We start from the raw sequence: 26,730 nt of genomic DNA, 5'->3' as shown, positions 1-26,730 counted from the left end.
CGAACACCATTCACGGTCGTTCGCCCTTTCGAAGCTCAGTCAGCAGTTACCACCGCCCTTTCACCACCCGTCAAGCGTCAGAGCGATGCAAGCAACGCGTAGGCACAGATCGACATCAAGGCCTGCGGAGCAATCCCGAGCGCCGCAACGGCAATCCCGTTGGCCGAGAGCATGACGCGCAGTTCAGCAGGCGCATGGATCGGCGCCGTATCGAGCGGTTCGTCGAAGTACATCACCTTGACCACGCGCAGGTAGTAGAAGGCACCAATGACCGACATCACCACCGCGACCGCAGCAATCCAGAAGTAGCCTGCGGCAACCACCGCCTGCAGAACCGAAAGCTTGGCGAAGAAGCCGATGAAGAACGGAACACCGGCCATCGAGAACATGACGAACATCATGACCGCCGCAAACCACGGGCTGCGCTTGTTGAGACCCTTGAAATCGTCGATGCGCTCGGCTTCGAAACCGGCGCGCGACAGCAGGATGACCATGCCGAACGATGCCAGGCTCATGATCACGTAGGCCACCGCGTAGAACATCGCAGAGCTGTAGGCGTTCAGTGCGAAATGGCGCTCGCCTTCGACTACGCCCGACAACAGGCCGAGCAGCATGAAGCCCATGTGCGAGATGCCGGAATACGCCAGCATGCGCTTGATGTTCGTCTGCGAAATCGCAGCAAGGTTACCGAGAATGATCGATGCCACGGCAACGAACATCAGCATCGTCTGCCACTGCTCGGCGATGTCGAACAGGCCCCAGATCAGCAGGCGCACGGCCATTGCAAAGGCTGCCAGCTTGGGCGCCGTCGCAATGATCAGGGTCACGGCCGTCGTCGCGCCCTGATACACATCGGGCACCCACATGTGGAAGGGAACCACGCCGAGCTTGAACGAGATACCGGCAACCAGGAAAACCAGACCGAAGAGCAGTACCGACTTGTTCGCCGCCTGGTTGTACACCGACTGGGCAACACCGGAGAACTCAAGCGTGCCGGTCGCACCGTACACCATGGACATGCCGTAGAGCAGCAGACCCGAGGCCAGCGCACCGAGCACGAAATACTTCATGCCCGCTTCGGTCGAGCGTGCCGAGTCACGGTCGAAGGCAACCAGGGCGTACAGCGCCAGCGACATCATTTCGAGACCGATGTACATCGTCAGCATGTGGTTGGACGTCACCATGACCATCATGCCGAGGGTCATCAGAATCGCCAGCAGGTAGTACTCGGGCTTGTCGATGTTGCGGTCTGCAAGGTAGCTGCGACCGTACAGGAGCGCGATGGCCATCGAAAAGTAGATCAGCACCTTCAGAAAGTCGCCCATCAAATCGCTGATGAACATGTTGCTGAAGGTATAGCTCACCTGACCATCCATGGTGGCGATGGTGATGAACGCCGCCGCAATCAGTGTGAACTGACTCAGGAAGTAGCCGAGTGAGCGTGCAATGCTGCGCGCAAAGGTCGTGGTCAGCATGATCACGAGCGCCATCACGGCGACGAAGATCTCGGCCGCTGCGGGGTAGAAGTCGGGGACAACAAAGTTCATCTTCTGACCAGTCCGGTTAAGTGTCTCGCCTGCTCGCTCAGAGCTTGCTCACGGCAACATGCCGCAGGAGTTCATCCACCGAAGCATGCATCACTTCGGTAAAGGGGAAGGGGTAGAGGCCCATCGCCAGCACGAACAGCGCCAGGATGCCAAGGAAGGCAAACTCGCGACCGTTGATGTCATCGAGTTTGGCGACATGGTCGTTCGCGACCGGTCCGAACACGACGCGCTTGTACATCCACAAGGTGTAGGCAGCACCCACGATCAGCGTGGTGGCGGCGAGGAAGGCCACCCAGAAATTGAACTGGACCGCACCCAGCACGACCATGAATTCACCAACGAAACCGCTGGTAGCCGGCAGGCCGGCGTTGGCCATCGCAAACAGCATGAAGAACGCGGCGAACTTCGGCATGCGATGCACGACGCCACCGTAATCGGCGATCTGACGGGAGTGCATCCGGTCGTAGAGCACGCCGATACAAAGGAACATCGCGGCGGATACGAAACCGTGCGAAATCATCTGTACGAGCGCACCTTCCATCGCCAGCGGGTTGAACATGAAGAAGCCAAGGGTCACAAAACCCATGTGCGAGATCGAAGAATAGGCCACCAGTTTCTTCATGTCGGCCTGCGCCAGCGCAACGAAGCCGATATACACGACTGCGATCAGCGACAGGGTGATCACCAGTGGCGCCAGCTGCATCGCCGCATCCGGCACGATCGGCAGCGAGAAGCGCAGAAAACCGTAGGCACCGAGCTTCAGTGCAATCGCAGCCAGCACCACCGAGCCACCCGTAGGCGCCTCGACGTGGGCATCAGGCAACCACGTATGCACCGGCCACATCGGCACCTTCACGCCAAACGCCACCAGGAAGGCAAAGAAGATCAGCGTCTGCGCATCGATCCCGAGGGGCAACTGGTGCCAGTCGAGGATGTTGAAGCTGCCACCCGATTCCATGAAGAGGTAGAGCAGCGCGATCAGCATCAGCAGCGAACCGGCCAGCGTGTAAAGGAAGAACTTGATGGCGGCATAAACCCGGTTCGGGCCACCCCAGATACCGATCACCAGATACAGCGGAATCAGCGACGCTTCGAAGAAGACATAGAACAGCACGCCATCGAGCGCGGAGAAGATCCCGTTCATCAGGCCCGACATGATCAGGAAGGCTGCCATGTACTGGGCGACCTTCTGCTCGATGACCTGCCACCCCGCAACCACCACGATCACGGTGATGAAGGCATTGAGGATCACGAACAGTACCGAAATCCCGTCGACCCCGAGGTGGTAGTTGATGTTGAATCGCGGCACCCAGGGCATGAGTTCAACGAACTGCATCGCACTCGTGCCGGTGTCGAAGCCGGTGTATAGAGGGAGCGTCACGACGAGGCCGACAATCGCCACCAGCAGTGCAAGCGCACGTGCCATCGGGGCGTTGCGGTCGGAGCCGGTGGCGAGCACAAGCAGCCCGCCAATAATTGGCACCCAAACCGCCAGACTGAGGAGGGGAATGTCCGTCATCGTTGCTTTCCGTTCTGTGCGCCGCAAGCGGCGCGTTCGACCTTGTTGTTGTGTCCCTGCGAGTTGCGTTCTTGCTTAAGCACGATTGAGCCAGAATGTCAGCAGAACGAACACGCCAATGATCATGGTGAAGGCATACTGATACAGATGCCCGGTCTGGAACAGGCTGGAAATCCTCGACACCCAGCCCACCAGCTTCGCAGTGCCATTTACGACCACACCGTCGATCAGGCCCTGATCTCCACCCTTCCACAATGCCTTGCCAAGCAGGCGAGCACCGCCCGCAAAGACAATCTCGTTGAAACGGTCAAAGTAGTACTTGTTCTCGAGCAGCGTATGCAAGGGCTTGAAGGTGCGTTGAATCGCAGCAGGAATCCCGGGCTTGACCATGTAGAAGTACCAGGCCACTGCAACACCACTCATTGCCAGCCAGAACGGTGCGGTCTGCAGCCCGTGCAAGGCCATGGCGACAGGCCCATGGAAGTGCTCGGCGAGTTCGCTCAGTCCGACGTGGTTTTCACCGAAGAAGATGACGCCCTTGAACCACTCGCCGAACAGCATCGGTTCAATGGTGAAGAAACCGATCAGAACCGACGGAATTGCCAGCAGAATCAGCGGCAGCGTCACGACCAGCGGCGACTCGTGCGGTTTCTGTCCTGGTGCCAGCCCGTGATGATGATCGGACGCAGGCTCCTCGTCGTCGTGGTCACCATGGTGATCGTGATGTCCGTGGGCCTGGCCGAAGCGTTCCTTGCCGTGGAAGACCAGGAAGTACATGCGGAAGGAGTAGAAGGCCGTGACGAACACGCCCAGCAAAACGCAGAACAGCGCGTAGCCAGCACCGGGGATCGTCGACGCATGGACCGCCTCGATGATCGAATCCTTGGAATAGAAGCCGGAGAAGAACGGGAAGCCAATCAGCGCCAGCGAACCCAGCAACGACGTAAACCAGGTGATGGGCATGTATTTCCACAAGCCGCCCATGTTGCGCATGTCCTGATCGTGATGCATCCCGATGATGACCGAACCCGCTCCGAGGAACAGCAAGGCCTTGAAGAAGGCGTGCGTCATCAGATGGAACACGGCGGCAGAGTAAGCAGAAACGCCGAGCGCCACGGTCATGTAGCCGAGCTGCGACAGCGTCGAGTACGCCACCACCCGCTTGATGTCGTTCTGGATGATGCCGAGGAAGCCCATGAACAGCGCCGTCGTGGCACCGATGATGAGAACGAAGGACAGCGCGGTATCCGACAGCTCGAACAGCGGAGACATGCGCGCAACCATGAAAATACCGGCGGTCACCATGGTCGCTGCGTGGATCAGCGCAGAGATCGGCGTCGGACCTTCCATCGAGTCAGGCAGCCAGACATGCAGCGGCACCTGGGCCGACTTGCCCATCGCGCCGATGAAGAGACAGATGCAGATTGCAGTCAGCAGCGGCCACCCGGTGACGTCCATCGTCATGCCGGAAAGCACGTTTGCCTTGGCGAACACTTCCGCATAATTGAGGCTGCCGGTGTAGGCAACGATCAGGCCGATACCGAGCAGAAAGCCGAAATCACCCACGCGGTTGACCAGGAAGGCTTTCAGGTTGGCGTAGATCGCAGTCGGACGCTCGTACCAGAAGCCGATCAGCAGGTAGGACACCAGACCCACCGCCTCCCAGCCGAAGAACAGCTGAAGGAAGTTGTTCGACATCACCAGCATCAGCATGGAGAAGGTGAACAGCGAGATGTAGCTGAAGAAACGCTGGTAGCCAGGGTCTTCCGACATGTAGCCGATGGTGTAGATGTGCACCATCAGCGAGACGAAGGTCACGACCAGCATCATCATTACGGTCAGTGCGTCGATCTGGAAGCCGACTTCGAAGTCGATCCCCCCAGCCTGCATCCAGGTGTAGATCGTTCCATTGAACGTGTTGCCCGCCTGAACGTCCTGGTAAATAACCACCGACGCCGCCAGTGCGACCGCCACACCAAGAATGGTGACGATGTGCGCCCCGGCGCGGCCGATCGCCTTGCCAAAGAGACCTGCCATGATCGCGCCGAAAAGCGGCGCGAGCGGCACAAGGAGGTAAAGCTTCTGCATGTCCGTCATCGTGACGCTTCCTTAACCCTTGAGGCTGTCCAGATCATCCACGTGGATCGTGCGCAGGTTGCGGAACAGCACAACCAGGATCGCCAGACCGATTGCCGATTCGGCAGCCGCCACCGTGAGGATGAAGAAAACAAAAACCTGACCAGCGATATCGCCCATGTAGTGCGAGAACGCGATGAAGTTCAGATTGACCGCGAGCAACATCAGCTCGATGGCCATGAGCAGGACAATGAGGTTCTTCCGGTTGAGGAAGATCCCGACCACACTGATCGCGAACAGGATCGCGCCCAGGATGAGGTAATGGGAAAGCGAAAGCATCTATGACTCCCTGATCACGCCGACCGCAACCGGCGTGGTTCTTGTTCGCGCCTGAATCACTCTTTCTCGGCTTGCATCTTCACCAGTTCCACGCGTCCTTCGCGCTTCACCGAGACCTGCAGTGCCGGATCAATGTATTTGGTGTTCTTGCGCTTGCGCAGCGTGAGCGAGACCGCCGCAACCATTGCAACCAGCAGCACCAGCGAGGCCAGTTCGAACGGATAGACGTAGTCGGTGTAGAGCACACGACCCAGCTCGCGCGTATTGCTGAAACCGGCCTGGGGCTCAGGCGGAACGGGCATTGCATCGAGGCCGAAATACTGACCGCCGAGCACCATCGCCATCTCGATCACCAGTAGCACGCCGATCAGCGCACCGACCGGGAGGTAACTCCAGAACCCCTGTCTGAGGCGCTCGAGGTTGATGTCGAGCATCATCACCACAAACAGGAACAGGACCATGACCGCCCCGACGTAGACCATCACCAGCGTGATGGCGAGAAACTCGGCGTGCAGCAGCAGCCAGATGCCGCCGGCGTTGAAGAAGGCGAGTACGAGATAGAGCGCGGCGTGCACCGGGTTTCTCGCGGTAATCACTTTCAGGGCGGCGAATACGAGTATCGCCGCGAGAAAGTAGAAAACGAAGGTCTTGAATTCCATAGTTCCGTTTCACAGTGCCCGCAGGCACCCTCCCCTTATCTGTACTTCGCTTCCTGCTCGCGATCGGCCGCAATCTGAGCCTCATGCCGGTCACCCACTGCAAGCAGCATCTGCTTGGTGTAGTAGAGATCGCCACGCTTCTCACCGTGATACTCGAACACCCGTGTTTCGACGATCGCGTCAACCGGGCAGGCCTCTTCGCAGAAGCCGCAGAAAATGCATTTGGTCAGATCGATGTCGTAACGCGTGGTCCGGCGGGAGCCGTCATCGCGCTGATCGGAATCGATCGTGATCGCCATCGCCGGACAGACCGCTTCGCACAGCTTGCATGCGATACAGCGCTCTTCTCCGTTGGGATAGCGACGCAGCGCATGCAGACCTCGGAAACGCGCGCTTTGCGGCGTTTTTTCCTCGGGGAACTGAACCGTGATCTTGCGCTGGAAAAAATGCCTGCCGGTCAGGGCAAGGCCCTTGACCAGTTCCTTCAGGAACAGGCTTCCGATGTATTCGTTGGCACCCATGATCTTCAGTACCTCACTTCCAGATCGACAGCGGAGACATCATCCACACCGCCACCACGACCACCCAGACCAGGGTGACCGGAATGAAAACTTTCCAGCCCAGACGCATGATGTGGTCGTAACGGAACCGGGGAAAGGTTGCTCGTGCCCACAGAAACAGGAACAGGATGCATGCCGTCTTGAGCGCCAGCCAGGGGAAACCGTCGGGCAGGAAACCCACCGGCGACAGCCAGCCACCAAGGAACAGGATCGAGGTCAGAATCGAAACCAGGATCATGTTTGCGTATTCGGCGAGGAAGAACAGTGCAAACGCCATGCCCGAATACTCAACCATGTGACCGGCCACGACTTCGGCTTCGCCTTCAACGACGTCGAACGGAGCGCGGTTGGTCTCGGCGATACCCGAGATCACGTACACCACGAACATCGGAAACAGGGGCAGCCAGTTCCAGGACAGGAAGGACAGCCCCATGTCGTGGAAACGACCCTCGCCCTGGGAGGTCACGATATCGGTCAGGTTCAGGCTGGCTGAAATCAGCAGCACACAGATCAGCGCGAAACCCATCGACACTTCGTAGGAAACCATCTGCGCGGCAGCGCGCATCGATCCAAGGAAGGGATACTTCGAGTTCGACGCCCAGCCTGCGACGATCACCCCATAGACTTCCATCGAAGTGATGGCGAGCAGGAACAGCAGACCTGCGTTGACGTTAGCGAGCACCATTCCGTCGCTGAACGGAACCACTGACCAGGCAGCCAGCGAAGGAGCGATCGCGAGGATCGGTCCAAGAATGAACAGGCCTTTGTTCGCACCGCTCGGGACGATGATTTCCTTGAGCAGCAGCTTGATGCCGTCGGCGATCGGCTGCAGCAGACCGAAGGGACCGACGCGGTTGGGGCCGATCCGGACCTGCATGAAGCCGATGACCTTGCGCTCGGCGAGCGTCAGGTAAGCCACGCAGCCAAGCAGCGGCGCAATGATCGCGACGATCTTTAGCAGCGTCCAGACGGCGGGCCAGGTGGGGCCGAAGAGGTCGGCAACCGGTTGCAGCATCGCTTCCATCAGACTCGCTCCACGCTCAATTCACCGCACATCGGGCCCAGCGCCACGGTCGAAACGTGCGCGGCAGCAATGCGTACGCAACCGTCAGCCACCGTATCGTCTGCCACCGCAGTCAGTTCGACGCTGCCACTTCCCCTGACACGTACGGGGTCACCCGCATTCACGCTCAGACCAGCAAGGGTCGAATTGGACAAGCGCGCCACGGGTGCCGCAGCGTCTTTGGTCTTTTGCAAGGACGGCGCACGACGTACCAGGGGATCTGCGAAATAGATCGGCACATCGGCAACACGCTGCAAGCCTGCGATGGCACTCGAGCCGGCGATGTCGACGCCAGAGACCGAGTTACCAAGAGACGCGGGCGTGATCGCACCAAGCACTTCGGCGCGCACGGCTTCGGAGTCACCCTGATCGAAACCGTCGAACTGCAACAGGTTTCCGAGGACGCGCAGCACCTTCCAGCCCGGCCGCGTATCACCCAACTGCTTGGCAACTGCGTTGAAACTCTGCGCAGTGCCCTCACAGTTGACGAAAGTCCCCGACGTTTCCGAGAAGGGCGCAATCGGCAGCAGCACGTCGGCCGTCTCGCGCAGCGAGTCCGACCCGAAGGCGGACAGCGCCACCACCAACTGTGCCGATGCAAGCGCTGACGTGGCCAGTGCGCCATCAGCGAAATCGAGCGCCGGCTCAGCCCCCATTACGATGTATGCCTTGCGCGGCTCTTCGAGCATTGCGCGGGCGTTGAGTCCGGTTCCCGAAGGAACGGCCCCGGCGAGATAAGCCCCCACGCTGTTGGCCGCTTCACCGATGAAGCCGAAGACGCCATCCGACAGTCGGGCAATCTCCTGCGCAAGAACCTGAAGCTCGGCAGCACGCGGGTGCTGGACAGCCAGGTTTCCTAGCCACACGGCGACCTTGCGGCCGCTCGCAAGACTCTGCGCGATTCCGGTTTCCGCTTCCGACGCGCTTGCAGGCAACTGGGCACTGAGGCCTTCGCTGACAGCAACGCCCTTCTCGGCAGCAAGCGCGACCACGATCCCGGCAAGGCTTGCAACCATTGCATCGGGCGCGACCAGTGCGCGCTGCCGCACCGGAATGAGCCATTCTTCTGCGGTGGGTCCGACGGCACTGACGTGCAGCCCGCGCTTGGCGGCCTGACGGACACGCTGGGCCAGAAGCGGCGCGTCCTTGCGCAGGAAACTGCCGACGACCAACAGGCGGTTAAGATCCGGTACGCCCGCCACCGGCATGCCCAGCCACGGTGCAGCGCTGCGCGATGCATCGGCACGGAAATCGGTCTGACGGAGGCGGAAGTCGATGTTGTCCGAGCCAAGGCCGCGAACCAGCTTCTGCAGCAGGTGGAGTTCTTCCACCGTTGAGTGCGGGGAGGCCAGTGCGCCGACCGAGGCGGGACCGTAATCCTTGACGATTCCCTTGAGGCCGGTCGCAACGAATTCGAGCGCGGTCTGCCAGTCGGTGGCCTTCCATTCGCCACCCTGCTTGATCATGGGCTGCGTAAGGCGGTCTTCGCTGGACAGGCCTTCGTACGAGAAGCGATCCTTGTCCGACAGCCAGCACTCGTTGAGCGCTTCGTTCTCATGCGGTAGCACACGTTTGACCACTTCGTGCTTGGTTTGCACGATGAGGTTGGCGCCAAGGGCGTCATGCGGGCTCACCGACTTGCGACGCGAGAGCTCCCACGTGCGTGCAGCAAAACGGAAGGGCTTGGAGGTCAGCGCACCCACCGGACACAGGTCGATGATGTTGCCGGAGAGTTCGGAATCGACCGTCTTCTCGACAAAGGTCATGATCTCCGCGTGCTCGCCGCGGAAGGCCTGGCCCAACTCCATTTCGCCGGCAATCTCGGTCGTGAATCGTACGCAGCGCGTGCAGTTGATGCATCGCGTCATGTCGGTCGACACGAGGGAGCCGAGGTTCTTGTTGAACACGACCCGCTTTTCTTCCTGATAGCGGGACTGGCTGCCACCGTAGCCCACGGCCAGATCCTGCAATTGGCATTCACCACCCTGGTCACAGATCGGACAGTCCAGCGGATGGTTGATGAGCAGGAACTCCATCACGCCCTTCTGCGCCTTGACCGCAAGTTCGGACTGGGTCCAGACCTTCATGCCGTTGGTCACGGGCGTCGCACAGGCGGGCAAGGGCTTGGGCGCCTTTTCCACCTGCACCAGGCACATGCGGCAGTTGGCCGCAATGGAGAGTTTCTTGTGATAGCAGAAATGGGGGATGTAGGAGCCTGTCATGGACGCGGCATCCATGACGGTGCTGCCATCCGGCACCTGAACCTGCTTTCCGTCGATTTCGATCTCTAGCATGAGGGGCTCACGTAGATTTGGCTGCCGGCACGCTGCACTTCCGGCGGAACCAGACATTTCTTGTTTTCGATGTGATACGCGAATTCATCGCCGAAGTGCTTGATGAAGCTCTGCACCGGCATCGAGGCCGCATCACCGAGCGCACAGATGGTGCGTCCCATGATGTTGGTGGTCACCGAGTTCAGCAGATCAAGGTCGTCCGGACGGCCAAGACCGTTTTCGATCCGGTGCACAACCCGGTACAGCCAGCCGGTGCCTTCGCGACACGGCGTACATTGACCACAGGACTCTTCGAAGTAGAAGTAGGACAGGCGCTCGAGCGCCTTCACCATGCAGGTGGTCTCGTCCATCACGATCACCGCCCCCGAACCCAGCATCGAGCCGGCTTTGGAGATCGAGTCGTAGTCCATCGTACAGTCCATCATCACCGCGCCGGGAATGACCGGCGACGAAGAGCCGCCCGGAATCACGCCCTTCAGCTGACGCCCGCCACGCATGCCACCGGCCATCTCGAGAAGCTCGGAGAACGGCGTACCGAGATTGATCTCGTAGTTGCCCGGACGATTGACATGACCGGAAATCGAAAACAGCTTGGTGCCGCCGTTATTAGGCTTGCCAAGGTTCAGGAAGCCCTCGCCGCCCATATTCATGATGAACGGGACCGACGCAAAGGTTTCAGTGTTGTTGATGGTGGTCGGCTTGCCGTACAGACCGTAGCTTGCCGGGAACGGCGGCTTGAATCGCGGCTGCCCCTTCTTGCCTTCGATCGACTCCAGCAGCGCGGTTTCTTCGCCGCAGATGTAGGCGCCGTAACCGTGGTGGGCAAACAGTTCGAAGGAGAAGTCCGACCCGAGGATGTTCTGACCGAGAAGTCCGGCAGCACGAGCCTCGTCGAGCGCCTCTTCGAAGCGGGTGTAGATCTCGAAGATCTCACCGTGGATGTAGTTGTACCCGCGGGCACAGCCCATCGCATAGGCCGCAATGATCATGCCTTCGATGACGGTATGCGGGTTGTAGCGCAGGATGTCGCGATCCTTGAACGTTCCCGGCTCGCCTTCATCGGAGTTGCATGCAAGATACTTGTCGCCCGGGAAGGAGCGCGGCATGAAGCTCCACTTCAATCCCGTCGGAAAGCCTGCACCGCCACGCCCTCGCAGCACTGACGCCTTGAGTTCGGCAATGATGGTCTCGGGTGGCGTCTTTTCCGCAATGATCTTGCGCAACGCTGCGTATCCGCCGCGGGCCACATAATCCTGGAGCCGCCAGGTGCGGTCGCCATCGACTCCGGCGAGAATCAGTCCGTGCGCGCTCATTTGTCTTCCAGATCGGCCAGCATTTGGTCGATTTTCTCGGTCGTCATCCAGCTGCACATCTTGTGATTGTTGTGCAGCAGCACCGGGGCATCTCCACAGGCACCCATGCACTCACCCTCTTTGAGAGTGAACTTGCCGTCAGGGGTGGTTTCGTTGAAGTCGATGCCCAGCTTGCTCTTCAGGTAGTCGGCCGCATGCACACCGCCGGACAGCGCACAGGGCAGATTGGTACATACCGTGATCTTGTGGCGTCCGACCGGATTGAGGTCGTACATGTTGTAGAAGCTCGCAACCTCGTAAGCGGCAATGGCCGGCATGTCGAGATAGCTCGCGACGTACTCGATGACATCCTTGGGCAACCAGCCCTTCTCGACCTGTGCAATGCGCAGCGCAGCCATGACAGCCGACTGCTTCTGGTCTGACGGATATTTTGCGATCTCGCGATCGATCTGTTGCAGCGTTTCCTGGCTCAGCATGTCGTACTCTTTTTCCGGATAGCCTGCCGTCTGTTCGTTGGGGCGCACACCTTCAGCCTGTGAGCGCTCATCTGTCGATTTCGCCGAACACGACGTCCATCGTGCCGATGATTGCAACAACGTCGGCAATCATGTGCCCGCGGGTCAGTTCGTCCATGGCTGCGAGGTGAGCAAAGCCCGGCGCACGCAGCTTCAGGCGATAAGGCTTGTTTGCACCGTCCGACACGGCGTAGACGCCAAATTCGCCCTTCGGATGCTCTACCGCGGCATAAACCTCGCCCTTCGGGACGTGCATGCCTTCAGTGAAGAGCTTGAAGTGGTGAATCAGCTCTTCCATGTTGGCCTTCATGTTCTCGCGAGCAGGAGGCGCAACCTTGTGATTATCGGTAATCACGGGACCCGGATTCTTGCGCAGCCAGTCGATGCACTGACGAATGATCCGGTTCGACTGGCGCATCTCTTCCATGCGGCACAGGTAGCGGTCGTAACAGTCACCGTTCTTGCCCACCGGAATATCGAAGTCGACCTTGTCGTACACCTCGTAGGGCTGCTTCTTGCGCAAATCCCACGCGATGCCCGAACCACGCAGCATCGGACCGGTAAAGCCCCATCCCAGCGCCTGCTCGGGCGAAACCACGCCAATCCCGACCGTGCGCTGCTTCCAGATACGGTTATCGGTCAGCAGGGTCTCGTATTCGTCGCAATAGCGCGGAAAACGATCGGTGAAATCTTCAAGAAAATCGAGCAGCGAGCCCTGACGGTTCGCATTGAGATCCTTGATTGCCTTTGCGTTCTTGAACTTGTTTGCCTGGTACTGCGGCATACGATCGGGAAGGTCGCGATAAACACCACCCGGCCGGTAATAGGCGGCATGCATGCGCGCTCCCGACACTGCCTCGTAGGCGTCCATCAGGTCTTCGCGCTCGCGGAAGGTGTAGAGCACCATCGTCATTGCGCCGATATCCAGCGCATGCGTTCCGATGTTCAGCAGGTGATTCAGGACGCGGGTAATTTCGTCGAACATTACCCGGATGTACTGAGCACGCAGGGGCACTTCGACGCCGAGCAGCCGCTCGATTGCCATGCAGTACGCATGCTCGTTGCACATCATCGACACGTAGTCGAGACGGTCCATGTAGGGCACAGACTGCACCCAGGTGCGAGTCTCAGCCAGCTTTTCGGTGCCGCGATGCAGCAGGCCGATATGCGGATCGGCGCGCTCAACCACCTCGCCATCCAGTTCGAGCACGAGGCGCAAAACGCCGTGTGCCGAAGGATGCTGCGGGCCAAAGTTGATCGTGTAGTTGCGGATCTCAGCCATGACCAACGTCCCCGTAGCTTTCCTCACGCACGATGCGCGGTGTGTTTTCACGCGGCTCGATACTGACCGGCTGATAGACGACCCTGCCCTGCTCCGGGTCGTAGCGCATCTCGACGTAGCCGGAAATAGGGAAATCCTTGCGGAAGGGGTGACCGACAAAACCGTAGTCGGTCAGGATGCGGCGGAGGTCCGGATGACCGGCATACATGATGCCGTACAGATCGAAGGACTCACGCTCGAACCAGTTTGCACTCGGCCACAGCTCGCACAGGGAATCAAGCACCGGAAAGGCATCGTCTTCGGCAAAAACACGAAGACGCACGCGCCAGTTATGACGAATCGACATCAGGTGGGCGACAGACGCAAAACGCTTGCCTGCCCAGCCACCATTTCCATAAGCGGAATAATCAAGCCCGGACACATCGAGCAATTGCTCAAAATGCAGACTTTCATGATCACGCAACGTAATCGCCACGTGAAGATAATCGGCAGCGGACACCTCGATGGTGACCTCTCCGCGATCAAGAACCAGCGACTGCAGTTTCTCGCCAAACACTTCCTGCAGAGACTGGCTCAGACGTTCAAGCTTGGAACTCATGATCTGGAGCCTCGTCAGCGCGCAATCGTATTGGTGCGCTTGATCTTGTTCTGAAGCTGGATGATGCCGTAGAGCAGCGCCTCGGCCGTCGGAGGACAGCCCGGCACATAGACATCCACGGGAACGATGCGGTCACAGCCGCGCACGACCGAATAGGAGTAGTGATAGTAGCCACCACCATTCGCGCAGGAACCCATCGAGATCACCCAGCGCGGCTCGGCCATCTGGTCGTACACCTTGCGCAGTGCAGGCGCCATCTTGTTGCACAGCGTACCCGCAACAATCATCAGATCAGACTGCCGCGGACTGGGGCGGAAAACCACACCAAAGCGGTCCAGGTCATAGCGCGAACAACCCGCATGAATCATCTCGACCGCACAACAGGCCAAACCGAAAGTCATGGGCCACAGCGAGCCCGTGCGCGTCCAGTTGATGACCGCATCAAGCGAAGTGGTAACAAACCCTTCGCGAAAGACGCCCTCTATGCTCATGCCTTACTCCCAGTCGAGTGCGCCGTTTTTCCACTCGACGATGTAGCCGATAACCAGGATAGCCAGAAAGACCATCACCGACCCGAAGACGAACCAGGCCACCTCACCAGCAGCGATGAACTCCTGGAAGACAGTCGCCCACGGAAACAGGAAGGCGATTTCAAGGTCGAACAGAATGAAGAGAATGGCGATGAGATAGTAGCGGACGTCGAACTTCATACGGGCGTCTTCAAACGCCTCGAAGCCGCACTCATACGGGGACAGCTTTTCGCTGTCGGGACGATAGGGTGCAATGATGCGACCCAGCAGGACGGGAACAACCCCGAAACCCAGACCTACAAGGATGAACAGCAGAACGGGAAAATAGCTTTCCAACATGACTCAATGACCCCTATTGAGTTTGGCAACTTATTGCTGCCATTATTGTTTTAGCTGCCCTTCATGGAAACGCCCGCTGTTGCGGGCGCTCTCTATATTCTGGTGCCGACGGTGAGACTCGAACTCACACGACCGAAGCCACTACCCCCTCAAGATAGCGTGTCTACCAATTTCACCACGTCGGCTTACTTCGTACAGCGCGAGAATTATACGACGTTTTCCGCACTGCGCAAAGTGATACTTATACCTACTTCGGGATGGCCTGAGCCTTGGAGTCATCCACCGGAGCGGCCGGTACTGCGTCAACTGCAGCCTCGGCGGGCGCGCTCTGCACCGCACCATCCATCACACTGGAAGGCGCTGCAGGCTTGTTGCTTGCGAGATAGCTCAGACTCAGGCTGGTGATAAAAAACACCGTCGCCATCGCTGCCGTCGTACGGCTCAGAAAGTTGGCTGAACCCGAAGAACCGAACAGACTGCCTGACGATCCGCCGCCAAAAGCCGCACCCGCGTCAGCACCTTTACCGTGCTGCACAAGAACCAGACCGATCACACCAAGACCGACCAGCACATGCACCGTCAGCACCAGGGAAAAAACGACATCACTCATCACAACAGACCTTGAAAGAAACCTGCATCAGTTTTGTTTAACCACCGCCGAACGGCAAATGGCCATGAAATCTTCAGCCACCAGCGAGGCGCCGCCAATCAACCCACCATCGACATCGTTCACCGCAAACAATTCAGCGGCATTGTCAGGCTTGACACTGCCGCCATAGAGGATGCGCACACCGTCAGCATCAACGCCCTGCGCGCGCAGCCATGAACGCACACCGCCATGCACCTCACCGACCTGGTCCGCAGTTGCCGACAGCCCCGTCCCGATCGCCCACACCGGCTCATAAGCGATCACCATTCGTGCCATTGCATCGGCACCCGCAAGCTCAAGTACCGCTGCAAGCTGGCGCCCGACGACATCCATCACCTGCCCGGCCTCGCGCTCTGCGATTGTTTCGCCTACGCAAACAATCGGCACCAGACCCGCTGCCTGCGCTGCAAGGGCCTTACGCCCCACAACTGCATCGCTCTCTGCGAAAAGTGCGCGCCGTTCCGAATGTCCAACGATTGCGTAGCGGCAACCGAACTCTGCAAGCATTGCAGCGCTGACTTCACCGGTAAACGCACCCGAAGCATATTCGCTGACATCCTGCGCGCCGAGCGAGACACCCTGCAAGGCCGATGCAGCCTGCGCAAGATACGGATACGGAACACAGACAGCCATCTCGACACCGGGCAGCGCAGCGAGTGCTGAAAGCAGGCGCTCATTCGCACCGAGACTGCCATTCAGTTTCCAGTTGCCGGCAACCAGTTTCTTCGACATGCGGAAAGCCGTCCGATAAATCGGAGGATTATATGCCGCCACGGGCAATGCAGCAAAGCCGCATGTTGCAGACGAGGAAGTCGGTACTGGGGCAGATCGCGCTGACTACGCATACAGAGCGCATGCCAGCGATCGATCACTGCCCGTACAAGCCCCCCCCTGCTCGAAAGCCAGGCGGCACCTGAGACAGCGACTCAGCCATGGGAGCGGACCTTCATCCTGACGCCACTCGCACCAGCTTGCGGGCATTCGGATCGGCAAGGGGTTATGGTCCGGACTACGATTCAGATTGGACATCACGCAGCAGGTCGCCAAAATGAAGAAAGGTTCCACAATCTTTTTCGCGTAGAGTGGCCTCACGGACTCAGGCACACAACAAGGAGACGGAGATGGAAAACCCGATTCACGAATTCAAGGACTTGTTCGAACAACTGGGACTTCCGGGCGACAAGGCTTCGATCACATCCTTTATCGACAGCCACCGGCCGCTGTCTCACGACGTCAAGCTCGCCGAAGCGCCTTTCTGGAGTGATTCACAGGCAAGCTTCCTGCGCGAAGAGCTGCTGGAAGACGCCGACTGGGCGGAAATCGTGGATCGGCTCGACGTCGCACTCAGGGCTAGCTGAGCGCTGCGCCATCTCTTTCTGGCGCGACGATGGCGAAGCATCGGAGTGCTGCGACCTGAAAGGGCAAAGGCACTGAAACGCGAGGCGGCAGGAATTCCTCGACGCCCCCAAGCGGGCGAGAAAACGGAGCCATCAGGCTCCGTTTTTTGCTCATTCAGCCAAAACGGCCGGTGATGTAGTCCTCCGTTTCCTTCTTCTTCGGCTTCAGGAAGAGCTCGTCCGTCACGCCGAATTCAACCATCTCGCCCAGATACATGTAGGCGGTGTAATCGGAGATCCGTGCTGCCTGCTGCATGTTGTGGGTCACGATGACGATAGTGAACTCTTCCTTCAGTTCACCGATCAGTTCTTCGATACGCGACGTCGAGATCGGATCGAGCGCCGAAGTCGGCTCGTCCAACAGGATCACCTGGGGCTTGACCGCAATCCCGCGCGCAATGCACAGACGCTGCTGCTGCCCACCCGACAGGCTCATGCCGCTCTGGTGCAACTTGGTCTTGACCTCATCCCACAGAGCGGCTTTGCGCAGCGCCCACTCCACCCGGTCGTCCATGTCGGACACCGACAGTTTCTCGTGCAGCTTCACACCGAACGCAATGTTGTCGTAGATCGACATCGGAAACGGGGTCGGCTTCTGGAACACCATGCCGATCTTGGCGCGAAGCACGCTGACATCGATACCGGAATCGAGCAGGTTCTTGCCATCGAAGATCAGCCCGCCCTCTGCCCGCTGCTCCGGATAAAGGTCGTACATCCTGTTGATCGTGCGCAGCAATGTCGACTTTCCACACCCCGATGGGCCGATGAAGGCCGTGACTTTGTGGCGCGCCATCTTGAAGTTGATGTTCTTCAGGGCGTGGAACTTGCCGTAGTAAAAGTTGAAATCCTTGAACTCGATCTGTGCGTCGGTGATTTCCATAGTCATCTCGATAGGCCCGCAAGGAGGCTTAGTTGATCTTTTCCACCCGCAGGAACACGCGGGCAACAATGTTCAGCACCAGCACACCCAGCGTAATCAGGAATACGCCGGCCCACGCCAGATCCTGCCAGTTGGAGAACGGACTCATGGCGAACTTGTAGATCGTGACCGGGAGGTTGGCGACCGGACCGTTCATGTCCATCGACCAGAACTGGTTTGACAAGGCTGTAAACAACAGCGGTGCGGTTTCACCGGCGATTCGTGCAACTGCGAGCAACACCCCGGTCATCACACCAGCACGCGCCGCACGCAAGGTGACCTTCGAGATCACCACGCTTTTCGGCGCGCCGAGTGCAAAGGCCGCTTCGCGCAGCGTGTCCGGAATCAGTTGCAGCATGTTTTCCGTCGTGCGCACGACCACAGGCAGCACGATCAGGGCCAGCGCGATCACGCCCGACCACCCCGAAAACTTACCGGTCTGGGCCACCACGACCGCATACACGAAAAGACCGATCACGATGGACGGCGCAGACAGCAACAGGTCGTTAATGAACCGGGTTGCCTTGCCGAGCGCAGTGAAACGCCCATACTCGGCCAGGTACACGCCCGCCAGGATACCGATCGGCGTACCCAGCAGTGTTGCCAGGCCAACCATCATCAGGCTGCCCACAATTGCGTTCAGCAGACCACCGACATCATCGCCGGGAGGCGGTGTCATTTCGGTAAAGAGCGTGAGCGACAGGCCTGAGATACCGAGTTTGAACACGGTAAGCAGAATCCAGATCAGCCACACCAACCCGAACATCATCGCCATCAGCGACAGTGTGAGCGCGACGGCGTTGACCAGCTTGCGTCGTTTCAGCAGATTCATGATTTGCCTATCAACTCTTTGCGCCCTCGCCCTTGGCGAGACGGAGCAGCAACAGTTTTGAGATCACCAGCACGATCATCGTGATCACGAACAGAATCAGACCCAGTTCCATCAGCGCAGCGGTGTGCAGGCCGGGATCCGCCTCGGCGAACTCGTTTGCAAGCGCGGAAGTAATACTGTTGCCCGGATCGAACAGCGACGGCGAGTTGAGGAAGTTTGTATTACCGATGACAAAGGTGACGGCCATCGTCTCGCCCAGCGCGCGCCCGAGACCAAGCATCACACCGCCAATCACGCCGGTCTTGGTGTAAGGCAGCACAACACCCCACATTACTTCCCAGGTCGTACAACCAAGGCCGTAGGCGGACTCCTTGAGCATCGGCGGAGTCACATCAAACACATCACGCATGACTGATGCGATATACGGGATGATCATGATCGCAAGGATGATCCCTGCGGACAGCAAGCCAATGCCGATCGGCGGCCCCGAGAAGAGCGCACCGATGACAGGAACATTCCCGAGTGTTGCACCGAGAAACGGTTGCACGTACTTGGCAAAGATGGGTGCAAAAACCAGCAGACCCCACATGCCGTAAACAATGCTGGGAATGGCGGCCAGCAACTCGATGGCTGTCCCCAGCGGGCGGCGCAGCCACAGCGGGGAGAGCTCGGTCAGAAACAGGGCGATTCCGAAGCTCACCGGCACCGCAATCAGAAGTGCGATTGCGGATGTGACCAGGGTGCCGTACACCGGGATCAGCGCCCCGAACTTCTCCATCGGCGGATCCCAGTCCGTCGAGAACACGAAGCCAATGCCGAACTCGCGAATGCTTGGCCAGGATTCATAGATCAACGAAAGGATGATCCCGGCGAGCAGAATCAGGGTCAGGATGGCGAAAGAGCGCGCCGCCAGTGCAAACATGCGGTCGCCAATTTTCTTCCAGGCTGACGTTTTGAATTCTTTCGTGGACATACGGACACCCGAAAGGGCGGAGGCATCGCCGCCGCCCGCGGAAACAAGACCAAAGGCCTCCTCGGCCTTTGGTTGCTCATTGGAGCGAAGCACGTGACTGCTCCGATTACTTACCGGAATACAGGGTCTTGCCCGACGTATCCTTGATCATGCCCCAGGACGTCTTGATGAGCTTGATGGTCTCAGCCGGCAGCGGAACATAATCGAGCTCGGAAGCCATTGAGGCGCCGTTCGCGAAGGCCCACTCAAAAAACTTCAGCGCTTCAACAGCCTGAGCGGGCTTCTCTTGAGCCTTGTGCATCAGGATGAAGGTAGCACCGGTGATCGGCCACGAAGCCTTGCCCGGCTCGTTGGTCAGGATCTCATAGAACTCGGCCTTGCTCCAGTCTGCGCTCGCCGCCGCTGCCGCGAAAGCTTCTTCCGTAGGACCAACAACCGAACCGTCCTTGTTCTGCAGGAGGGTGTGAGCCAGCTTGTTCTGTTTTGCGTACGAATACTCGACGTATCCGATAGAACCCGGGAGGCGCTGAACAAAGGCCGACACACCTTCGTTACCCTTGCCACCCAGACCAACCGGCCACTGAACAGCCGAACCCTCGCCGATCTTTTCTTTCCAGTCCGACGAAACCTTGGACAGGTAGTTGGTGAAGATGAAGGTCGTACCCGAACCGTCAGCGCGGCGAACCACACCGATATCCTGCTCCGGCAGTTTGAGCTTGGGGTTCAGCGCAGCAATCGCCTTGTCGTTCCACTTGGTGATCTTGCCCTGATAGATATCGGCAAGCACCTGACCGGTCAGGGTCATGTCGCCCGGCTTGATGCCTTCGACGTTAATGACGGGCACTACGCCACCGATCACCGTCGGGAACTGCTGCAGACCACCCTTGGCCAGTTCTTCCGGCGTCAGGGGCTTGTCGGACGCACCGAAGTCGACCGTCTTGGCGTTGATCTGGCGAACACCGCCGCTGGAACCGATCGACTGGTAGTTAACCTTGTTGCCCGTTGCTTTCTGGTAGGCATCGGCCCACTTTGCATACACCGGCGCGGGGAAGGAAGCACCGGCGCCGGTGATTTCGGCAGCCTGCACGCCCATCGAGAAAAGGGCTGCAGTGCTTGCAACAACAACTAGCTTGGTCGATACGCGGATCATGACTACCTCGTGTTTGGTAACTGAGCCACTAAAGTAACAAGCGACTGTTACAAACACATTTCATGTCTTAAAAAATAAGACGTATGACACACAAACGAAAGCATCAATCCTTATAAAACAAACACCTGCAGTTCAATCCAAATATTACAGCCAGCGCATCCCACCTATCATTCAGGCGACCGCCCGCTCCACCGCCGCTGCAATCTGACGCGCGAGCCGTTCGACCATCTCGCCATCCCGGCCTTCCACCATCACCCGAAGCAAAGGCTCTGTTCCCGACGGGCGCAACAGGACACGGCCGGCATCGCCAAGCTCACGCTCCGCGGCCTCCCGCGCCGCATCGATCCCCTGGTCCGCTTTCCAGTCAAAGCCTGAAGGCAACCGCACATTGATCAGGCGTTGCGGGTAGAAAACCAGGTCTGCGCAACTCTCTGCCAGCGTCTGCCCGCGCTGCTTGAGCGCCGCCAGCACCTGCAGGGCAGACACGATGGCATCGCCCGTTGAATGACAGTCGAGGCAGATGATATGTCCGGAATTCTCCCCCCCAAGCTGCCAGCCTTTCTCGTGCAGCAACTCAAGCACATAGCGATCGCCGACCTTGGCCCGCGCGAACGGCACCCCGAGTCGGCCAACAGCGTGTTCGAAGCCGAGATTGCTCATCAGGGTGCCAACCACCCCATCAAGCCGCCCCGCCGCCCTGCGCGCCGCAGCAATCACGTAGATCAGCTTGTCGCCATCGTAGATCTCGCCCTGACGATCGACCATGATCAGGCGATCGCCATCACCGTCAAGGGCGATTCCGATGTCCGCCGCCTGGGCAAGAACGGTCTTTCGCAGGTTCTCGGGTCGGGTTGCGCCAACCCCGTCGTTGATGTTCAGGCCGTTTGGCTCGACGCCGACCGAGACCACGTCGGCACCAAGCTCATGAAACACGCTGGGGGCAATGTTGTAGGCGGCGCCATTGGCACAGTCGAGCGCAATCCGCAGCCCGCGCAGGTCGAGCTCATTTGGGAATGTGCTCTTGCAAAACTCGATGTAGCGCCCTGCCGCATCATTGATCCTGCGTGCCCGGCCGAGCCGTGCCGAATCGACACACCCCATGGGCTCATCGAGGTGAGCCTCGATCTCTGCCTCCATCGCGTCGGGAAGCTTGGTCCCGCCCGCAGAGAAAAACTTGATGCCGTTGTCGTAGAACGGATTGTGCGAGGCGGAAAGCACAACTCCGGCCTGCAACCTGAGTGCCCGCGTCAGGTAGGCGACTGCAGGCGTTGGAATGGGCCCGGCAAGCATCACGTCCACGCCCGCGGCTGCAAAACCCGCTTCCAGGGCGGCCTCGAGCATGTAACCGGAGATCCGGGTGTCCTTGCCAATCAGAATGGCGGGACGCTCGCCCGCAGGCAGGTGCTCACGTGCAACAAGGGAAACACCGGCTGCATAGCCGATACGCATCACGAACTCCGGCGTGATCGGAAACTCGCCTACACAGCCCCGCACACCGTCCGTGCCGAAATACTTGCGTCCCATGCTGACCTCACCCGTGCGGCAAAAGACGGATTATGACACCGCCAGCCACACTGTGAGCGCATCCCGCGTCGGTGCGACGTCGTGAACGCGCACAATCGCTGCACCCCGTTGCACTGCGATCAGTGCCGCAGCCACACTGGCGCTCACGCGCTGCTCAACCGGTCGCCCGGTCAGAGCACCCAGCATGGACTTGCGCGACAGACCGGCAAGCACCGGCAGCCCACCCTCTCGGAAACGCGTCATCTCACGCAGCATCGCGCAGTTGTGCTCAACTGTCTTCCCAAAACCGAAGCCGGGATCAAGCACGATACGCTCGCGCGCCACACCCGCCGCTGCGAGCACACCGACCCTCTCGTCGAGGAACGCAGCGACTTCGGATACCACATCCTGATAGACGGGATTGTTCTGCATGGTGCGTGGCTCGCCCTGCATATGCATGACACACAGCCCGGCTCGTCCGTCCGCCACCGCCTCGACTGCACCAGGCGAACGAAATCCATTCACATCATTGACCATGTCGGCACCGGCACGGATCGCCGCACGCATGACAGCCGGCTTGAGCGTATCCACGGATATCGGAACCCCAAAGCCAACTAGCGCTTCAATTGCCGGAACCAGCAAGTCGATCTCCTGCTGCTCGCTCACCGGAGCAGCGCCCGGACGAGTGGACTCCGCCCCGATATCGAGGATGTCGGCACCATCGATCAGAGCAGACTCGGCCCGCCGGATCGCCGCCGAAACATCATCATGCAGTCCGTCACCCGAGAACGAATCGGCCGTCAGGTTTACGATTGCCATGATCCGGGGAACCGAAAGATCCAGATCAAAGCGTCCACAGATCAGATTGGGCATTGAACCCCCCTCCTGCACGCCGGGCATGGCGCACAAAAAAACGGGCCGGATAACCGGCCCGTCTGTTGTTACGGTAACGACTGAATCAGGCAGCCGGCGCAGCAGCCGATGGCGCGGCTCCAGGCGTATCGTCCGAGGAACGCGGCTTGGGCGCCGGCGTCGGCTTGGGCGGACGCGGCGGACGCCCTTCCATGATGTCGTTGATCTGCTCAGCGTCGATCGTCTCCAGTTCGAGCAGGGCGGCGGTCATTCCCTCGACCTTGTCCCTGTTCTCTTCCAGCAGGCGACGCGCCAGCGCGTACTGCTGATCGACAATGCGGCGAATTTCAGCGTCGACCTTCTGCATCGTGGCTTCCGACACGTTACGGTGCGTCGTCACCTGACGTCCGAGGAAGATCTCACCCTCTTCTTCGCCGTAGACCATGGGCCCGAGCGTATCCGACATGCCCCACTGGGTAACCATGCGACGCGCGAGATCGGTTGCACGCTGGAAGTCGTTCGACGCACCCGTCGTCATCTGCTTCATGAAGATCTCTTCCGCAATCCGTCCGCCGAACAGCACGGTGATGGTTTGCAGCAGGCGCTCACGATCCTGACTGTAGCGGTCTTCGGTCGGCAACTGCATCGTCACACCAAGCGCACGACCGCGCGGGATGATCGTGACCTTGTGCACCGGATCGGTCTTGTCCAGCAAGCGGGCAACGACGGCGTGTCCGGACTCATGGTAAGCCGTGTTGCGGCGTTCCTCTTCCGGCATCACCACCGAGCGGCGCTCGGCACCCATCATGATCTTGTCCTTGGCGCGCTCGAAGTCATCCATATCGACCAGACGCTTGTTGCCACGCGCAGCGAACAGAGCAGCCTCGTTGACCAGGTTAGCCAGGTCCGCACCCGCGAAACCGGGGGTACCACGTGCCAGCACCTGCGGTTCGACGTCGGGTGCAATAGGCACCTTGCGCATGTGAACCTTGAGAATCTGTTCGCGACCACGAATATCGGGCAGGGAAACCACGACCTGACGGTCGAAACGACCCGGGCGCAGCAGCGCAGGATCGAGCACGTCGGGACGGTTGGTTGCCGCAACGACGATCACACCGGCTTGGCCTTCGAAGCCGTCCATCTCAACCAGCAACTGGTTCAGGGTCTGCTCGCGCTCGTCGTTACCACCACCCATGCCTGCGCCACGCTGGCGACCAACCGCATCGATTTCGTCGATGAAGATGATGCACGGCGCGTGCTTCTTCGCCTGTTCGAACATGTCACGGACGCGGGCAGCACCCACACCGACAAACATCTCTACGAAGTCCGAGCCGGAGATCGAGAAGAACGGCACCTTGGCCTCGCCGGCAATTGCCTTTGCCAGCAAGGTCTTGCCGGTACCCGGCGAACCGACCATCAGCACACCCTTGGGGATACGGCCACCGAGCTTCTGGAACTTGGACGGATCACGCAGGAACTCGACCAGCTCGAACACTTCTTCCTTGGCCTCGTCGCAACCGGCAACATCGGCAAAGGTAATCGAGTTGGCTGACTCGTCCAGCATGCGCGCCTTGCTCTTGCCGAACGAAAAGGCTCCGCCCTTTCCGCCACCCTGCATCTGCCGCATGAAGAAGATCCACACGCCGATCAGAAGCAACATCGGGAACCAGGATACGAAGATGCTCGACAGGAAGGACTGCTCTTCCTCGGGCTTGGATGCGGTCACTGCCACGCCGTAGCGCATCAGATCGGAAACCATCCAGATATCCTGAACGCCGGGAGTGTACACCGTGATCGACCGGCCTTCCTGGGTCGTCGCGCGCAGCATGCGACCGTCCACGGTTGCCTTGGCGATGCGCCCGGACTTCGCCTCCTCCATGAACTGGGAATACTCCATGGTGTTGGGCGCGGCCTGCCGCGTATTGAACTGGTTGAACACAGTCATCAGCACAACACCGATAACCATCCAGATCGCGAGATTCTTGAAGAGATTGTTCAACGTCTTACCCCGAAAGCCCATCATGGGCGTGCACACTAAGGACTCATTCTAGTGGCGAACGTTCCCGCCAGCAAACCAATGAGCGGCATTGATACCCGCTATCGTCGCCCCCTGACCGCCGGGTGCCGGGTATGGCATCCTCAACGGCCGGAATGCGGCGTTTCCACAACACCCAATCATGCGTAACAGCGCCGAATCAAAAATCAGGACCGCAGCTTGCTCCCCAGCAGATAGACCTCGGCACTCCGGTCTCTGGATGCCTTCGGTTTGCGAACCTGGACAGAGGCAAACTGTCGCTCCATTTCCTTGCGGAACTCCATGAAGCCTTCGCCCTGAAACACCTTCACCAGAAAATGCCCATGGGTGTTGAGGTGATTGACCGCAAATTCGAGCGCCAATTCGCACAACATGATCGAACGAGCCTGGTCGACCGTCGCCACCCCTGAAAGGTTCGGCGCCATGTCGGACAGAACGATATCTACATGGGCACCATCCAGGCGTTTTTCAAGCTCGGCCAGCACGCTGTCCTCGGTGAAATCGCCTTGCAGGAAGTCCACGCCATGAATGTGCTCGATTGGCAGAATGTCGAGCGCGAACACGCGGCCGGTCGGCCCGCAGCGCTGCACCGCGATCTGACTCCAGGAGCCCGGGGCCACCCCGAGGTCGACCACCACGTTGCCGCGCTTGAGCAGGCGGTCACGGTCGTCGATCTCCATCAGCTTGTACGCTGCGCGTGCGCGGTAGCCTTCGGCGTTTGCGCGCAACACATAAGGGTCGTTGAGGTGCTCGTGCAGCCACGCTTTGCTGGTCTTGTTTCGCTTCATCAGAGTAAAATCCGGGGCCTACAGAGGTAATAAATGTCAATGATCGAGCTTACACCTGCACAGCGTCGCGACTTTCGCGCCCGTGCGCACCACCTGAGTCCTGTCGTCACCGTCGCCGGTAACGGCCTGACCCCCACTGTCGTCGCCGAGATCGACCGTTCGCTCCAGGCCCATGAACTGATCAAGGTTCGTGTGCAGGGTGCTGAACGAGAGCAGCGTGACGTGCTGATGGGCGAATTGTGCGCCAGTCTTGGTGCTGCCGCCGTCCAGCACATCGGAAACATTCTGATCGTCTGGCGCCCGCGCCGGGAAGAAGAAAAGAAGGCTGCACAGCCCGCTGCCGCGAAGCGTGCCGGCGGTGCTGCCACGGCCAAGTCGGCTGCGGCCTTTGCCGCTGCCGCACGCCGCGCAGCGCTGGCCAAAGCCTCGGCCGAAAAGCGTCGCACTGCATCACGGACCTCGCCGGCCCGTGGGCGCAATGCAGGCACGCCCGGCTCCGGCCGCGGCCGCTGAACCGCTACGCGACCCTGCGCATCAGCGCAGGGTGCGCCGCAACCCGAGCACCAGCGCGATTCCCAGCAGGCTCTGCAACAGGTAGAGCACGCTGGAAACGCCGTGCCAGGTCGAAAACCGATCGCGCATCACGCTATTCATGACTTCTCGCGGCCAGGCGCTCGCCTTGAGTTCAGCCATCAACGGCTGAATGCCATACTGCCCCGCGATCGTGCACAACAGCAACACGAGCACCAGCCAGAACAAGCCGTTACGGAAAGCCTGCCAGCCCAGACGCATGGCCAGGAACATCAGCAGATAAGCCGCCGATCCAATGCCAATCCAGGCCACCAAGGTGAACAGGCGCCCTGCGACATTCCCCGCCAAGCTGCGATCCGACAGCATCGAGAACAGCGTCGGCGCAACCATGTAACCGATCACCCACATTGCGCCGATCCACAGAGTGACCAGAAGCACAGCGAGATGATCGGCGACGCGGCTCATTG

27 protein-coding genes and 1 tRNA gene are annotated in these 26,730 nt (G+C 59.5%); 2 read left to right on the top strand and 26 right to left on the bottom strand.

The genetic code is table 11. The features are described from left to right. Positions 1–77: 77 nt before the first annotated feature. The 17 genes from nuoN to tpiA form a co-directional block, all read right to left on the bottom strand. Complete coding sequence (nuoN, locus tag CEW87_RS12845) at positions 78–1,547, bottom strand: NADH-quinone oxidoreductase subunit NuoN (RefSeq protein ID WP_108973542.1); 1,470 nt, start codon at positions 1,545–1,547, stop codon at positions 78–80. 37 nt (positions 1,548–1,584) lie between these two features. Further along, complete coding sequence (locus tag CEW87_RS12840) at positions 1,585–3,066, bottom strand: NADH-quinone oxidoreductase subunit M (RefSeq protein ID WP_108973540.1); 1,482 nt, start codon at positions 3,064–3,066, stop codon at positions 1,585–1,587. A 75-nt stretch (positions 3,067–3,141) separates the two neighbouring features. Further along, the gene (gene nuoL / locus CEW87_RS12835) at positions 3,142–5,163 is read right to left on the bottom strand and encodes an NADH-quinone oxidoreductase subunit L (RefSeq protein ID WP_108973538.1); all 2,022 of its coding nucleotides are present in this window, start codon (positions 5,161–5,163) and stop codon (positions 3,142–3,144) included. Positions 5,164–5,175: 12 nt separating this feature from the next. Further along, complete coding sequence (nuoK, locus tag CEW87_RS12830; protein WP_108947532.1) at positions 5,176–5,481, bottom strand: NADH-quinone oxidoreductase subunit NuoK; 306 nt, start codon at positions 5,479–5,481, stop codon at positions 5,176–5,178. Between the two features lie 56 nt (positions 5,482–5,537). Beyond that, positions 5,538–6,140, bottom strand: a complete 603-nt coding sequence (locus CEW87_RS12825; RefSeq protein WP_108973536.1) for an NADH-quinone oxidoreductase subunit J — start codon at positions 6,138–6,140, stop codon at positions 5,538–5,540. Positions 6,141–6,175: 35 nt separating this feature from the next. Beyond that, positions 6,176–6,661, bottom strand: coding sequence for an NADH-quinone oxidoreductase subunit NuoI (gene nuoI, locus CEW87_RS12820; protein ID WP_108947530.1), 486 nt, complete (start codon positions 6,659–6,661; stop codon positions 6,176–6,178). Positions 6,662–6,674: 13 nt separating this feature from the next. Further along, a complete protein-coding gene (gene nuoH / locus CEW87_RS12815) occupies positions 6,675–7,724 on the bottom strand; it encodes an NADH-quinone oxidoreductase subunit NuoH (RefSeq protein WP_108973534.1) in 1,050 nt (349 codons plus the stop codon). Beyond that, positions 7,724–10,057 carry an NADH-quinone oxidoreductase subunit NuoG gene (gene nuoG, locus CEW87_RS12810; protein WP_108973532.1) on the bottom strand — a complete coding sequence of 778 codons (2,334 nt, stop codon included), beginning with the start codon at positions 10,055–10,057 and terminating at the stop codon, positions 7,724–7,726. The genes nuoH and nuoG overlap by 1 nt, the downstream gene beginning before the upstream one ends. Then, entirely contained in the window at positions 10,051–11,370 is a 1,320-nt protein-coding gene (gene nuoF, locus CEW87_RS12805; protein ID WP_199915175.1) for an NADH-quinone oxidoreductase subunit NuoF, read from the bottom strand. Before nuoF ends, nuoG begins: the two co-directional genes overlap by 7 nt. Next, the gene (gene nuoE / locus CEW87_RS12800; protein WP_108951091.1) at positions 11,367–11,846 is read right to left on the bottom strand and encodes an NADH-quinone oxidoreductase subunit NuoE; all 480 of its coding nucleotides are present in this window, start codon (positions 11,844–11,846) and stop codon (positions 11,367–11,369) included. The genes nuoF and nuoE overlap by 4 nt, the downstream gene beginning before the upstream one ends. A 67-nt stretch (positions 11,847–11,913) precedes the next feature. Next, positions 11,914–13,167, bottom strand: a complete 1,254-nt coding sequence (locus tag CEW87_RS12795) for an NADH-quinone oxidoreductase subunit D (protein ID WP_108973530.1) — start codon at positions 13,165–13,167, stop codon at positions 11,914–11,916. Beyond that, a complete protein-coding gene (locus CEW87_RS12790; RefSeq protein ID WP_108973528.1) occupies positions 13,160–13,765 on the bottom strand; it encodes an NADH-quinone oxidoreductase subunit C in 606 nt (201 codons plus the stop codon). The genes CEW87_RS12795 and CEW87_RS12790 overlap by 8 nt, the downstream gene beginning before the upstream one ends. Before the next feature lie 14 nt (positions 13,766–13,779). Next, positions 13,780–14,256 (bottom strand): NuoB/complex I 20 kDa subunit family protein, encoded by a 477-nt coding sequence (locus CEW87_RS12785; RefSeq protein ID WP_011765130.1) that lies wholly within the window; start codon positions 14,254–14,256, stop codon positions 13,780–13,782. 3 nt (positions 14,257–14,259) lie between these two features. After that, positions 14,260–14,634, bottom strand: coding sequence for an NADH-quinone oxidoreductase subunit A (ndhC, locus tag CEW87_RS12780; protein ID WP_108947525.1), 375 nt, complete (start codon positions 14,632–14,634; stop codon positions 14,260–14,262). Positions 14,635–14,734: 100 nt separating this feature from the next. Then, positions 14,735–14,819 (bottom strand) — tRNA-Leu (locus tag CEW87_RS12775). Between the two features lie 62 nt (positions 14,820–14,881). After that, on the bottom strand, positions 14,882–15,244 hold the full coding sequence (gene secG / locus CEW87_RS12770) for a preprotein translocase subunit SecG (RefSeq protein WP_108973527.1): 363 nt from the start codon (positions 15,242–15,244) through the stop codon (positions 14,882–14,884). 27 nt (positions 15,245–15,271) lie between these two features. After that, complete coding sequence (gene tpiA, locus CEW87_RS12765; protein WP_108973525.1) at positions 15,272–16,015, bottom strand: triose-phosphate isomerase; 744 nt, start codon at positions 16,013–16,015, stop codon at positions 15,272–15,274. Between the two features lie 389 nt (positions 16,016–16,404). Here tpiA and CEW87_RS12760 point away from each other — a divergent pair, with 389 nt between their 5' ends. After that, complete coding sequence (locus tag CEW87_RS12760) at positions 16,405–16,641, top strand: DUF2789 domain-containing protein (protein WP_108973523.1); 237 nt, start codon at positions 16,405–16,407, stop codon at positions 16,639–16,641. Between the two features lie 154 nt (positions 16,642–16,795). On the opposite strand, the gene pstB is transcribed toward CEW87_RS12760, so the two are convergent. The 8 genes from pstB to CEW87_RS12720 form a co-directional block, all read right to left on the bottom strand. After that, positions 16,796–17,560, bottom strand: coding sequence for a phosphate ABC transporter ATP-binding protein PstB (pstB, locus tag CEW87_RS12755; protein ID WP_108947521.1), 765 nt, complete (start codon positions 17,558–17,560; stop codon positions 16,796–16,798). 28 nt (positions 17,561–17,588) lie between these two features. Continuing rightward, positions 17,589–18,431 carry a phosphate ABC transporter permease PstA gene (pstA, locus tag CEW87_RS12750; RefSeq protein WP_108973521.1) on the bottom strand — a complete coding sequence of 281 codons (843 nt, stop codon included), beginning with the start codon at positions 18,429–18,431 and terminating at the stop codon, positions 17,589–17,591. A 10-nt stretch (positions 18,432–18,441) separates the two neighbouring features. Then, complete coding sequence (gene pstC, locus CEW87_RS12745) at positions 18,442–19,404, bottom strand: phosphate ABC transporter permease PstC (RefSeq protein WP_108977187.1); 963 nt, start codon at positions 19,402–19,404, stop codon at positions 18,442–18,444. Between the two features lie 106 nt (positions 19,405–19,510). Continuing rightward, complete coding sequence (pstS, locus tag CEW87_RS12740; RefSeq protein ID WP_108973519.1) at positions 19,511–20,554, bottom strand: phosphate ABC transporter substrate-binding protein PstS; 1,044 nt, start codon at positions 20,552–20,554, stop codon at positions 19,511–19,513. 171 nt (positions 20,555–20,725) lie between these two features. Beyond that, positions 20,726–22,078 (bottom strand): phosphoglucosamine mutase, encoded by a 1,353-nt coding sequence (gene glmM / locus CEW87_RS12735; protein ID WP_108973517.1) that lies wholly within the window; start codon positions 22,076–22,078, stop codon positions 20,726–20,728. Between the two features lie 30 nt (positions 22,079–22,108). Next, the gene (folP, locus tag CEW87_RS12730; RefSeq protein ID WP_108973515.1) at positions 22,109–22,930 is read right to left on the bottom strand and encodes a dihydropteroate synthase; all 822 of its coding nucleotides are present in this window, start codon (positions 22,928–22,930) and stop codon (positions 22,109–22,111) included. Between the two features lie 85 nt (positions 22,931–23,015). Continuing rightward, complete coding sequence (gene ftsH / locus CEW87_RS12725; protein WP_108977185.1) at positions 23,016–24,908, bottom strand: ATP-dependent zinc metalloprotease FtsH; 1,893 nt, start codon at positions 24,906–24,908, stop codon at positions 23,016–23,018. 203 nt (positions 24,909–25,111) lie between these two features. Then, the gene (locus CEW87_RS12720; protein ID WP_108951088.1) at positions 25,112–25,732 is read right to left on the bottom strand and encodes an RlmE family RNA methyltransferase; all 621 of its coding nucleotides are present in this window, start codon (positions 25,730–25,732) and stop codon (positions 25,112–25,114) included. Positions 25,733–25,771: 39 nt separating this feature from the next. Here CEW87_RS12720 and CEW87_RS12715 point away from each other — a divergent pair, with 39 nt between their 5' ends. Continuing rightward, entirely contained in the window at positions 25,772–26,245 is a 474-nt protein-coding gene (locus CEW87_RS12715) for a YhbY family RNA-binding protein (RefSeq protein ID WP_108977183.1), read from the top strand. Positions 26,246–26,266: 21 nt separating this feature from the next. On the opposite strand, the gene CEW87_RS12710 is transcribed toward CEW87_RS12715, so the two are convergent. Then, entirely contained in the window at positions 26,267–26,728 is a 462-nt protein-coding gene (locus CEW87_RS12710; protein WP_108973513.1) for a DUF4149 domain-containing protein, read from the bottom strand. Between the last annotated feature and the right edge of the window lie 2 nt (positions 26,729–26,730).

It is taken from the genome of Parazoarcus communis (genome assembly GCF_003111665.1).
Taxonomy (GTDB): domain Bacteria; phylum Pseudomonadota; class Gammaproteobacteria; order Burkholderiales; family Rhodocyclaceae; genus Parazoarcus; species Parazoarcus communis_B.
The sequence above is the reverse complement of the archived record's forward strand: the minus strand, read 5'-3'. Positions and strand labels throughout refer to the sequence as shown.

Bases quoted from the DNA above. Each gene is read 5' to 3' on its own strand.
- nuoN (WP_108973542.1), bottom strand. From the start codon at position 1,547: ATGAACTTTGTTGTCCCCGACTTCTACCCCGCAGCGGCCGAGATCTTC.
- CEW87_RS12840 (WP_108973540.1), bottom strand. From the start codon at position 3,066: ATGACGGACATTCCCCTCCTCAGTCTGGCGGTTTGGGTGCCAATTATT.
- nuoL (WP_108973538.1), bottom strand. From the start codon at position 5,163: ATGACGGACATGCAGAAGCTTTACCTCCTTGTGCCGCTCGCGCCGCTT.
- nuoK (WP_108947532.1), bottom strand. From the start codon at position 5,481: ATGCTTTCGCTTTCCCATTACCTCATCCTGGGCGCGATCCTGTTCGCG.
- CEW87_RS12825 (WP_108973536.1), bottom strand. From the start codon at position 6,140: ATGGAATTCAAGACCTTCGTTTTCTACTTTCTCGCGGCGATACTCGTA.
- nuoI (WP_108947530.1), bottom strand. From the start codon at position 6,661: ATGGGTGCCAACGAATACATCGGAAGCCTGTTCCTGAAGGAACTGGTC.
- nuoH (WP_108973534.1), bottom strand. From the start codon at position 7,724: ATGGAAGCGATGCTGCAACCGGTTGCCGACCTCTTCGGCCCCACCTGG.
- nuoG (WP_108973532.1), bottom strand. From the start codon at position 10,057: ATGCTAGAGATCGAAATCGACGGAAAGCAGGTTCAGGTGCCGGATGGC.
- nuoF (WP_199915175.1), bottom strand. From the start codon at position 11,370: ATGAGCGCGCACGGACTGATTCTCGCCGGAGTCGATGGCGACCGCACC.
- nuoE (WP_108951091.1), bottom strand. From the start codon at position 11,846: ATGCTGAGCCAGGAAACGCTGCAACAGATCGATCGCGAGATCGCAAAA.
- CEW87_RS12795 (WP_108973530.1), bottom strand. From the start codon at position 13,167: ATGGCTGAGATCCGCAACTACACGATCAACTTTGGCCCGCAGCATCCT.
- CEW87_RS12790 (WP_108973528.1), bottom strand. From the start codon at position 13,765: ATGAGTTCCAAGCTTGAACGTCTGAGCCAGTCTCTGCAGGAAGTGTTT.
- CEW87_RS12785 (WP_011765130.1), bottom strand. From the start codon at position 14,256: ATGAGCATAGAGGGCGTCTTTCGCGAAGGGTTTGTTACCACTTCGCTT.
- ndhC (WP_108947525.1), bottom strand. From the start codon at position 14,634: ATGTTGGAAAGCTATTTTCCCGTTCTGCTGTTCATCCTTGTAGGTCTG.
- secG (WP_108973527.1), bottom strand. From the start codon at position 15,244: ATGAGTGATGTCGTTTTTTCCCTGGTGCTGACGGTGCATGTGCTGGTC.
- tpiA (WP_108973525.1), bottom strand. From the start codon at position 16,015: ATGTCGAAGAAACTGGTTGCCGGCAACTGGAAACTGAATGGCAGTCTC.
- CEW87_RS12760 (WP_108973523.1), top strand. From the start codon at position 16,405: ATGGAAAACCCGATTCACGAATTCAAGGACTTGTTCGAACAACTGGGA.
- pstB (WP_108947521.1), bottom strand. From the start codon at position 17,560: ATGGAAATCACCGACGCACAGATCGAGTTCAAGGATTTCAACTTTTAC.
- pstA (WP_108973521.1), bottom strand. From the start codon at position 18,431: ATGAATCTGCTGAAACGACGCAAGCTGGTCAACGCCGTCGCGCTCACA.
- pstC (WP_108977187.1), bottom strand. From the start codon at position 19,404: ATGTCCACGAAAGAATTCAAAACGTCAGCCTGGAAGAAAATTGGCGAC.
- pstS (WP_108973519.1), bottom strand. From the start codon at position 20,554: ATGATCCGCGTATCGACCAAGCTAGTTGTTGTTGCAAGCACTGCAGCC.
- glmM (WP_108973517.1), bottom strand. From the start codon at position 22,078: ATGGGACGCAAGTATTTCGGCACGGACGGTGTGCGGGGCTGTGTAGGC.
- folP (WP_108973515.1), bottom strand. From the start codon at position 22,930: ATGCCCAATCTGATCTGTGGACGCTTTGATCTGGATCTTTCGGTTCCC.
- CEW87_RS12720 (WP_108951088.1), bottom strand. From the start codon at position 25,732: ATGAAGCGAAACAAGACCAGCAAAGCGTGGCTGCACGAGCACCTCAAC.
- CEW87_RS12715 (WP_108977183.1), top strand. From the start codon at position 25,772: ATGATCGAGCTTACACCTGCACAGCGTCGCGACTTTCGCGCCCGTGCG.
- CEW87_RS12710 (WP_108973513.1), bottom strand. From the start codon at position 26,728: ATGAGCCGCGTCGCCGATCATCTCGCTGTGCTTCTGGTCACTCTGTGG.